A 9,322-nucleotide genomic window follows, 5' to 3' on the forward strand; every position below is an offset into this window, starting at 1 on the left:
GCCGGGCGGCGGGCCGGTGACGGCGGTCTGGGTGTCGGCGGCCCAGCCGCCCGCGCCGAGCACCGCCGCCAGCGCCACCGCGGTGGCGGCGAGTGCTCGCCTGGTCCGGAACTTGCGCATGTCCCTGTTCCCCCTCGTCCGTTCGGCCGCCGACTCGGTTCGGCTTCCGATGGGGAGGAAGGTAGGTATGCGTCGGCCCCGCGGACGTCACACCGCGGGGCCAAGTACCGGGTGCTACCCGGGTATCAGGGAACGGTCCTGCTACTGCCCGGGTGTCACCAGGCCGGACTCGTAGGCCAGCACCACCGCCTGGGCACGGTCGCGCAGGTCGAGCTTGGCGAGGATGCGGCCGATGTGGGTCTTGACGGTCTGTTCGGCGAGCACCAGCTTGGCGGCTATCTCCTGGTTGGACAGGCCGCGGGCGATCAGCTCCAGCACCTCGGTCTCGCGCGGGGTCAGGCCGTTGAGCCGCAGCTTGGGGTCGCGGCGCTTGGCGGGCCGGTTGCGGGCGAAGTCGGCGATCAGCCGGCGGGTGACCGAGGGGGCGAGCAGGGCCTCGCCGGCCGCGACCACCCGGACCGCGGCGATCAGGTCGGCCGGCGGGGCGTCCTTGAGCAGGAAGCCGCTGGCCCCGGCGCGCAGCGCCTCGTACACGTAGTCGTCCACGTCGAAGGTGGTCAGCATCAGCACCTTGGGGCGGTGGGCGCCGGGGACGTCGGGGTCGAGCAGTCGCCGGGCGGCCTCCAGGCCGTCCATGACGGGCATCCGGACGTCCATCAGCACCACGTCGGGGTGGGTGCGGCCGGTGACCTCCAGGGACTGGGCGCCGTCCGCCGCGTCCCCCACCACGTCGATGTCGCTCTGGGCGTTGAGCAGGGCGGCGAAGCCGGCCCGCACCATGGCCTGGTCGTCGACGATGATCACGCGGATGGTCATGCGGGTTGCTCCCCGGGGGTGTCTGGGCGTTCGGGCGGGTCGAGCGGCAGGGCGGCGGCGACCTTGAAGCCGCCGTCCGGCAGCGGACCGGTGTCCAGCCTGCCATCGACCAGCCGGACGCGTTCGCGCATTCCGACCAGACCGTGTCCGGTGCCCTCGGCCGAGGCCTCCAGCGACTCGGTGCGCTGCGGCGGGGGCGCGTTGACCACGGTGAGCCGCAGTTCGGGGCCGTCCGCCGACAGCGACACCCAGGTCCGCGCGCCGGGGGCGTGCCGGACCACGTTGGCCAGCGCCTCCTGGACGATCCGGTAGGCGGAGAGGCCGACGGCCTGCGGCACCCGTTCGGCCAGCCCGTCGTCCACGGTCAGCTCGGCGGGCACCCCGGCCCGCCCCACCGTCTCGACCAGCTGGGCGAGTTGGCCGACCCCCGGCTGCGGGGCCGTCTCCCCGGCGGACTCCTCGCTGCGCAGCACGCCGAGCAGGCGCCGCATCTCGGCCAGCGACTCGCGCGCGGTGCCGGCGATCGCGGTGAACTCCTCGGCGGCGTCGGCCGGGACGCCGTCGATCCGGTACGGCGCGCTGGCGGCCTGCACCGCGATGACCGACATGTGGTGGGCCACCACGTCGTGCAACTCCCGTGCGATCCGGGCGCGTTCCTCCAGCAGGGTGCGCCGCTCGCGTTCCGCCTCGCTGATCTGCTCCTGCTCGGTGAGCAGCCGGCGGGCGACCGCGCGGTCCCGGACGGCCCAGCCGAGCAGCAGGACGGCGCCGCTGAGGGCGATCAGCAGCACGGTGGTGCCGTCGCCGGCCCGGGGCAGGCCGAGGGTGGTGGTGAGCACGGTGAGCAGCACGGTGGCGACCCAGACCGCGATCACGGTGGCCCGGCGCTCGCGCAGACCGAGGGCGAGCAGCAGGAAGAGGTACGAGAGGATCATCGGCGCGGTCCACGGCCAGCTGCCCGTCGCCTGGTGGTGGTGGGCGGTGATGGTCGCGGTGGTGACCAGGGTGGCGGCGCTGATCCACCAGGCGGCCAGCGGCCGGGTGATGGCGAGGAACAGCGGGGTGGTCTGGGCGACGGTGAGCGCGGCGGCGACCGGCAGCACCAGGCCGTAGAAGCTGACCAGGCTGACGATCCCGCCGGGGATCAGCGAGGCCTGCAGGATGATCGCGACGGCGTACGGGATCAGGCGCACCCAGCGTCGGCGGGAGTTCCCGAGCAGCGGGGTGTCGTCCTCGCTCGGGGTGGTGAGGTGCCGTCGCAGGGTGCGCAGTTGGCGGACGGCGAACCTGCGGCCGTCGGCGATGGTGAGCGTCTTCATCGCGGGCCAGCCTAGGAGGGCGGGCCCGCCCGGTGCGTCGCACTGGAGCGCGAACTTCCGGGGGCTACCGGGGTATCGGGTGATACCCCGGTATGACACGGGTGTGCTGCCCGGGACTACGCCGGGCCGCGCCAGTGGCCGGCCAGGGCCGGGCCGAGCTGGTCGAAGTAGCGCTCGATGACGGCGACCATGCCCTCCGGGCCGGCCGGTTCGTGCTCGGCGCTCCAGGACAGGTGGGCCGAGCGCAGCAGGCTGCCGAAGACGGCGGCGAGCACGGCCGGGCGCAGGTCCTCGGCCGGGTCCAGGCCCTCGCGTTCGGCGAGCACCTGGATCACCAGCCGCTCCTGTTCGGTGACCCGGCGCAGGTGGGCGGCGAGCAGCGGGGGCGTCTCCTCGATCATCCGCATGAGTTCGAGGGCGCTGTGGATCGAGCCGGGGCCGGAGGCCTCCTCGCTGCCGAGGTCGCGCCAGGCCTTGACGATCGAGGCGCGCAGGGCCTGGAGCGGGGCCTCCTCGGCCGGGCGGAGCCGCAGGCACTCGATGAAGTAGTCCTCGGCCACGGCCATCACGGCGAGCGCGACCTCGTCCTTGTTGGCGAAGTAGCGGAAGAAGGTGCGCTGGGAGACGTCGACGGCGGAGGCGATCTCGTCGACGGTCGTGTGGGCGAAGCCCTGTCGGAGGAAGAGCACGTGGGCGGCCTGGATCAGGGCGTACCGGGTCTGCTGCTTCTTGCGCTCGCGCAGCCCGGGCGCGCGTTCGGAGCCCTCCGGGGTGCAGGTGGTACGGGGGGTGTGAGCGGCCATGGCGGGGGCCTTCCGGAGCGCTGGGGGAGGGTGGGAGCACAACCTTAGCGCTCTGACAAATGGCAGCAATGGCCAGAAGTCACTGTTTGCCGATTGTCAGTGGCTGACATAATGTGCCGGGGTGGCGCCCGTCGGGCCGGGGCACCTGTGGGGACGGGTGGGCCGGGGCGCCACGACCATGTCCTGCACCGAGCCATGCCCCCGGAGGGCCCAGATGAGCCAGTCCGTCGTGAAGAACTCCGAGGCGGACGCAGCGCCGCCGCCGAATCCGCCGTCGGGGGGCGGCCTCAAGGGGCACCCCTGGCTGACCCTGCTGACCGTCGCGGTCGGCGTCATGATGGTCGCGCTGGACGGCACGATCGTCGCCATCGCCAACCCGGTGATCCAGGAGAAGCTGCACGCGGCGCCCTCCGAGATCCAGTGGGTCACCAGCGGCTACCTGCTGGCCCTGGCGGTCTTCCTGATCACCGCCGGCAAGATCGGTGACCGCTTCGGCCACAAGACCACCTTCCTGGTCGGCGCGGTGGGCTTCGCGGCCACCTCGGCCGCGATCGGTTTCGCCGGCAACATCCAGACCGTGATCGCCTTCCGGGTGCTCCAGGGCCTGTTCGGCGCGCTGCTCCAGCCGGCCGCGCTCGGTCTGCTGCGCGGGGCCTTCCCGGCCGAGAAGCTCAACATGGCGATCGGCATCTGGGGCGGCGTGATCGGCGCCTCCACGGCGGCCGGCCCGATCGTCGGCGGCCTGCTGGTCGAGCACGTCAACTGGGAGTCGGTGTTCTTCATCAACATCCCGGTCGGCCTGATCGCGCTGGCCCTGGGCATGTGGATCCTCAGGGACGTCCGGGCCGACAACGCCGCCAAGTCCTTCGACCTGCCCGGCATCGCACTGCTCTCGGTGGGGATGTTCGCGCTGGTCTTCGGCATCATCAAGGCCCCCGAGTGGGGCTGGGGCGACGGCAGGACGCTGCTGTTCCTGGGCGGCGCGGTGGTGCTGATGGTGCTGTTCGCGCTCTGGCAGGGCAAGGCCCGCGAGCCGCTGGTCCCGCTCAGCCTGTTCCGCTCGGTGCCGCTGTCGGCGGGCGTGCTGCTGATGGTGCTGATGGCCTTCGCGTTCTTCGGCGCGATCTTCTTCGTGACCTTCTACCTCCAGAACGTGCACGGCATGAAGCCGGTCGAGGCCGGCGTCCACCTGCTGCCGATGACCGGCATGATGATCGTCGGCTCGCCGCTGGCCGGCCTGGCGATCGGCAAGCTGGGCCCGCGCATCCCGATCGTGGCCGGCATGCTGATCACCACCACCGCGATGTTCGGCATGTCCACCCTGGACACCGGCTCCGGCAACGGCGTGATGTCGCTCTGGTTCGTCCTGATGGGCCTGGGCATCAGCCCGGTCATGGTCGGCGCCACCGAGGTGATCGTCGGCAACGCCCCGCTGGAGCTCTCCGGCGTGGCCGGCGGCCTCCAGCAGGCCGCGATGCAGGTCGGCGGCAGCCTCGGCACCGCGGTGCTGGGCGCGCTGATGGCCGCCAAGGTCGGCGACGTGCTGCCCGGCAACTGGGCCAAGGCCGGCCTGCCGCCGGTCGAGGGCGCGGCGGGCGAGGGCCTCAAGCAGGCCGCCCAGCTCGGCATCGCCCCGCCGGCCCCGGCCGGCACCCCGCAGCAGGCGGTGGACGCGATGGCCGGCGCCGTCCACGAGTCCTTCGTGAGCGGCATGTCGCTCGCCTTCGCGGTGGCCGCCGTGGTGGCCTTCGCCGCCGCCGTGCTCGGCCTGCTCACCCGCCGCGGCACCACCGACGCGGGCCCGGCCGTGCACATCTGACCGGCCCCGCAACGCCACGGCCCCGGACTCGCCGCAGTCCGGGGCCGTCGTGGTGTCCGGGCGGTGCCGCCCCTGCCGGTCAGGCCCGGGTGAGGGCCACCAGCGGGACGGTCCGGGCCGCGGTGCGGTAGCCGGCGAACTGGGGCTGGGCGGCGATCTGACGGGCCCAGAGCGCGTCGTGCTCGGCCGGGTCGACCGGGGCCGCGAGGGCCGGGTAGCGGTCGGTGCCGACCTCGACGGTCACCTCGGGGTGGGCGAGGAGGTTGCGGTACCAGAGCGGGTCCGTCGGGCTGCCGCCGTTGGAGCCGAAGACCACCAGCCGCTCGCCGTCCGCCAGGTAGACCAGGGGCGTGGTGCGCGGCTCGCCGCTGCGGGCGCCGACCACGGTGAGCAGGAGGACCGGCGCGCCGGCGAGCGCGCCGCCGACGACCCCCTGCCCGGTGCGGAACTCCGCGATCACGTTCCGGTTGAACTCGCCCGCGCCGTCGACGGGTTCGGGGTGCCGCCCGGAGTGGCCGGGCTTCGTCTCGTTCGTCATGCGGCCGAGCGTAGGACCTCACACCGGTGTGAGGGTCAAACCACGACACACGGCGAGGGGCCGGACCCCCGTACGGAGGTCCGGCCCCTCAGTGCCCACGGGCTGATCAGGCGTCGCCGCCGGCGGCGCCCGGGTCGGCCGCGGCCACGTCCAGCAGCTGGTAGCGGTCGATCGCGTCCTTCAGCGCCGAGCGGTCGATCTTGCCCTGCTTGGCGAGCTCGGTGAGCACCGCCAGGACGACCGACTGCGCGTCGATGTGGAAGAAGCGACGGGCCGCGCCACGGGTGTCGGCGAAGCCGAAGCCGTCGGCGCCCAGCGACTGGTACTGGCCCGGCACCCAGCGGGCGATCTGGTCCGGCACCGCGCGCATCCAGTCGGACACCGCGACGACCGGGCCCTCGGCGCCCTGGAGCTTCTGGGTCACGTACGGCACCCGCTGCTGCTCCTCGGGGTGCAGCAGGTTGAACTCCTCGGCCTCCACCGCGTCGCGGCGCAGCTCGTTCCACGAGGTCGCGGACCAGACGTCGGCCTTGACGTTCCACTCCTCGGCGAGGATGCGCTGGGCCTCCAGGGCCCACGGCACGGCCACGCCGGAGGCGAGGATCTGGGCCGGGATCTGGCCGGCGGTGCCCGGCGCGTACTTGTGCAGACCCTTGAGGATGCCCTCGACGTCCACGTTCTCGGGCTCGGCCGGCATCTTGATCGGCTCGTTGTAGACGGTGAGGTAGTAGAACACGTCCTCGCCGTGCGGGTGCTCGGCGCTGGAGCCGTACATCCGGCGCAGACCGTCCTGGACGATGTGCGCGATCTCGAAGCCGTACGCCGGGTCGTAGGCCACGACGCCCGGGTTGGTCGAGGCCAGCAGGTGCGAGTGGCCGTCGGCGTGCTGGAGGCCCTCACCGGTCAGCGTGGTGCGGCCGGCGGTGGCGCCCAGCACGAAGCCGCGGGCCAGCTGGTCGGCCATCTGCCAGAACTGGTCGCCGGTGCGCTGGAACCCGAACATCGAGTAGAAGACGTACACCGGGATCAGCGGCTCGCCGTGGGTGGCGTAGGACGAGCCGGCGGCGATCAGCGAGGCGGTGCAGCCCGCCTCGGAGATGCCGTCGTGCAGCATCTGGCCGGTCGGCGACTCCTTGTAGGCGAGGAGCAGGTCCCGGTCGACCGACTCGTAGGTCTGGCCGAGCGGGTTGTAGATCTTCGCCGACGGGAAGAGCGAGTCCATGCCGAAGGTGCGGTACTCGTCCGGCGCGATCGGCACGAAGCGGTTGCCGATGCCCTTGTCCCGCATGAGGTCCTTGAGCAGCCGGACGAACGCCATGGTGGTGGCGATGGTCTGGTTGCCGGAGCCCTTCTTGACCGCCTTGTACGCGTCGTCGCCGGGCAGCACCAGCTTGCGCGGGCGGACCTTGCGGGTCGGCACGTAGCCGCCGAGCTCCTCCCGGCGGTCGTGCATGTACTGGATCTCCTCCGAGTCGCGGCCCGGGTGGTAGTACGGCGGGAGGCCGTCCTCGAGCTGCTTGTCGGTGATCGGCAGGTGCAGCCGGTCGCGGAAGCGCTTCAGGTCCTCGACCGTCAGCTTCTTCATTTGGTGGGTGGCGTTGCGGCCCTCGAAGTTGGGGCCCAGCGTCCAGCCCTTGACCGTCTGGGCGAGGATGACCGTCGGCTGGCCCTTGTGCTCGCGGGCAGCCTTGAACGCCGCGTAGATCTTCTTGTGGTCGTGGCCGCCGCGACCCAGGTACTGGATCTGCTGGTCGGTCATGTTCTCGACCATGGCGCGCAGGCGCAGGTCGCCGCCGAAGAAGTGCTCGCGGATGTAGTCGCCGGACTCGGTGGCGTAGGTCTGGAACTGGCCGTCCGGGGTGGTGTTCATCTTGTTCACCAGGACGCCGTCGCGGTCCTGCGCGAGCAGCGGGTCCCAGCTGCGGTCCCAGATGAGCTTGATCACGTTCCAGCCGGCGCCCCGGAACTGGGACTCCAGCTCCTGGATGATCTTGCCGTTGCCGCGGACCGGGCCGTCCAGGCGCTGGAGGTTGCAGTTGACCACGAAGGTCAGGTTGTCCAGGCCCTCACGGGCGGCCAGGGACAGCTGGCCGAGCGACTCGGGCTCGTCCATCTCGCCGTCGCCGAGGAAGGCGTAGACCTGCGAGTCGGAGGTGTCCTTGATGCCGCGGTGCTCCAGGTAGCGGTTCATCCGCGCCTGGTAGATCGCGCCGAGCGGGCCGAGGCCCATCGAGACGGTCGGGAACTCCCAGAAGTCCGGCATCAGCCGCGGGTGCGGGTAGCTGGAGAGGCCGTACGGGGCCTTCGACTTCTCCTGGCGGAACGCGTCGAGCTGCTGCTCGGTGAGCCGGTCCAGCAGGAAGGCGCGGGCGTAGATGCCGGGGGAGGCGTGGCCCTGGAAGAAGACCTGGTCGCCGGACTCGCCCTCGGCGTCCTTGCCGCGGAAGAAGTAGTTGAAGCCGACGTCGTACAGAGACGCGGAGGAGGCGAAGGTGGCGATGTGGCCACCGACGCCGATGCCCGGGCGCTGCGCCCGGGAGACCATGACGGCCGCGTTCCACCGGGTCGCGTTGAGGATCTTCCGCTCGATCTCCTCGTTGCCGGGGAAGAACGGTTCGTCCTTGGTCGCGATGGTGTTGACGTAGTCCGTGCTGCGCATCTCGGGCACGGCGACACGCTTCTCGCGGGCGCGCTCGATCAGCCGCAGCATCAGGTAACGGGCACGCTCACGCCCCCGCTCGTCGATGGCCGCATCGAGCGACTCGAGCCATTCCGCGGTCTCCTCGGGATCGAAGTCCGGGACCTGACTCGGAAGGCCGCCAATGATGATCGGGTTGCGATCGGATCCGGAAGCCACGCTGTTCCTTCACTGTCGGTCGAAACTGAGGTGTGTCGCGCCGCCTCCATCGTGCTACCGCGCTCGGAGATCCGTCATCTCTACCGATCGGTAACCGGTCCGCCTGGTGGGCGGGCCGGTCTGGCGGTGTGTGGCGCGGGCGTCTTCGTCCGCTCCGCACACCCCCGGGTGTTACGAAAAGAGGTGGTCCGACCTGGTGTCCCGTCCGCCCGATGGCGGGCGGCCGGGGTGAGGGCCAACAGGAGACTCTACGCCCGCGCACACGCGGACCCCGAATGCCGTTCGCATCTCGGGCACGCGTACGGCCTGTGGGCCGGGACCACCCGAAGCATCCTTGTCCCACGCAGAGAAGGGCAAATCGGTGTGATTCCCGACACGTCGCGCGGCGTGTCCCGCTGCGACACGTCAACCTTTGGAGGGGATCGGGGGTCGGGTACTTGCGCGAACCGCCGCGCCCGTGTGGACTACGGCCACAGCCTCGGCATGGATGCCGAGCCGAATACTGGAGGTTATTCCCGTGAGCGCGACCGCGGACCCCGCGGACAAGTCCAACCCGGCGACCCGTCTCGGCTTCGAAGAGGGCCAGATCATCCAGGAGCTGGGGTACGACGACGACACTGACCAGGACCTCCGCGAGGGCATCGAGGAGCTCACCGGGACGGATCTCGTCGACGAGGACTACGACGACGTCGCCGACGCCGTCCTGCTGTGGCACCGCGACGACGACGGGGACCTCACCGACTCCCTCGTCGACGCGCTGGAGTACCTGGCAGAAGGCGGCCTCATCTGGCTGATGACGCCCAAGACCGGGCGGGACGGCCACATCGAGGCCTCCGACATCAGCGACGCGGCCAAGACCGCCGGTCTCTCCCAGACCAGCTCGATCAACATCGTCAAGGACTGGGCGGCCACCCGGCTCGCGACGAAGTCCACGGCGAAGCCGGGCAAGCAGCGCTGAACGGGTTCTGAAGCCCCGCACCGGGCCCCGCCGGAGGAATCCCCTCCGGCGGGGCCCGCTGCCTGTCCGGCGCCCCGGCCGGCCCCGCCCCC

Annotated in this window: 7 protein-coding genes; 2 read left to right on the plus strand and 5 right to left on the minus strand. The window is 71.6% G+C overall.

The features are described from left to right. Window positions 1-261: 261 nt before the first annotated feature. The 3 genes from KS423_RS29310 to KS423_RS29320 form a co-directional block, all read right to left on the minus strand. Window positions 262-936 carry a response regulator transcription factor gene (locus tag KS423_RS29310; protein WP_224282791.1) on the minus strand — a complete coding sequence of 225 codons (675 nt, stop codon included), beginning with the start codon at window positions 934-936 and terminating at the stop codon, window positions 262-264. Next, window positions 933-2,255 carry a sensor histidine kinase gene (locus KS423_RS29315; RefSeq protein ID WP_224282792.1) on the minus strand — a complete coding sequence of 441 codons (1,323 nt, stop codon included), beginning with the start codon at window positions 2,253-2,255 and terminating at the stop codon, window positions 933-935. Before KS423_RS29315 ends, KS423_RS29310 begins: the two co-directional genes overlap by 4 nt. A gap of 116 nt (window positions 2,256-2,371) precedes the next feature. Then, window positions 2,372-3,058, minus strand: coding sequence for a TetR/AcrR family transcriptional regulator (locus KS423_RS29320; RefSeq protein WP_224282793.1), 687 nt, complete (start codon window positions 3,056-3,058; stop codon window positions 2,372-2,374). A gap of 214 nt (window positions 3,059-3,272) precedes the next feature. Between KS423_RS29320 and KS423_RS29325 the strand changes: the two genes are divergently transcribed. Next, entirely contained in the window at window positions 3,273-4,877 is a 1,605-nt protein-coding gene (locus KS423_RS29325; RefSeq protein WP_224282794.1) for an MFS transporter, read from the plus strand. A gap of 79 nt (window positions 4,878-4,956) precedes the next feature. Here the strand turns inward: KS423_RS29325 and KS423_RS29330 are convergent, their stop codons facing one another. Next, window positions 4,957-5,415 carry a nitroreductase/quinone reductase family protein gene (locus KS423_RS29330; RefSeq protein ID WP_224282795.1) on the minus strand — a complete coding sequence of 153 codons (459 nt, stop codon included), beginning with the start codon at window positions 5,413-5,415 and terminating at the stop codon, window positions 4,957-4,959. A gap of 106 nt (window positions 5,416-5,521) precedes the next feature. Next, window positions 5,522-8,272, minus strand: a complete 2,751-nt coding sequence (gene aceE, locus KS423_RS29335) for a pyruvate dehydrogenase (acetyl-transferring), homodimeric type (RefSeq protein ID WP_224282796.1) — start codon at window positions 8,270-8,272, stop codon at window positions 5,522-5,524. 517 nt (window positions 8,273-8,789) lie between these two features. Here aceE and KS423_RS29340 point away from each other — a divergent pair. Beyond that, window positions 8,790-9,230: a DUF3052 domain-containing protein gene (locus tag KS423_RS29340; protein WP_224282797.1), complete on the plus strand. Its 441-nt coding sequence runs from the start codon at window positions 8,790-8,792 to the stop codon at window positions 9,228-9,230. The last annotated feature ends 92 nt before the right edge of the window (window positions 9,231-9,322 follow it).

The sequence above is a fragment of the Streptomyces sp. LS1784 genome, assembly GCF_020103755.1.
Lineage (GTDB): Bacteria > Actinomycetota > Actinomycetes > Streptomycetales > Streptomycetaceae > Kitasatospora.

What these genes read in the sequence shown, in the direction of transcription:
- KS423_RS29325 (WP_224282794.1), top strand. Translation starts at nt 3,273, where the DNA reads ATGAGCCAGTCCGTCGTGAAGAACTCCGAGGCGGACGCAGCGCCGCCG.
- KS423_RS29330 (WP_224282795.1), bottom strand. Translation starts at nt 5,415, where the DNA reads ATGACGAACGAGACGAAGCCCGGCCACTCCGGGCGGCACCCCGAACCC.
- KS423_RS29320 (WP_224282793.1), bottom strand. Translation starts at nt 3,058, where the DNA reads ATGGCCGCTCACACCCCCCGTACCACCTGCACCCCGGAGGGCTCCGAA.
- KS423_RS29310 (WP_224282791.1), bottom strand. Translation starts at nt 936, where the DNA reads ATGACCATCCGCGTGATCATCGTCGACGACCAGGCCATGGTGCGGGCC.
- KS423_RS29315 (WP_224282792.1), bottom strand. Translation starts at nt 2,255, where the DNA reads ATGAAGACGCTCACCATCGCCGACGGCCGCAGGTTCGCCGTCCGCCAA.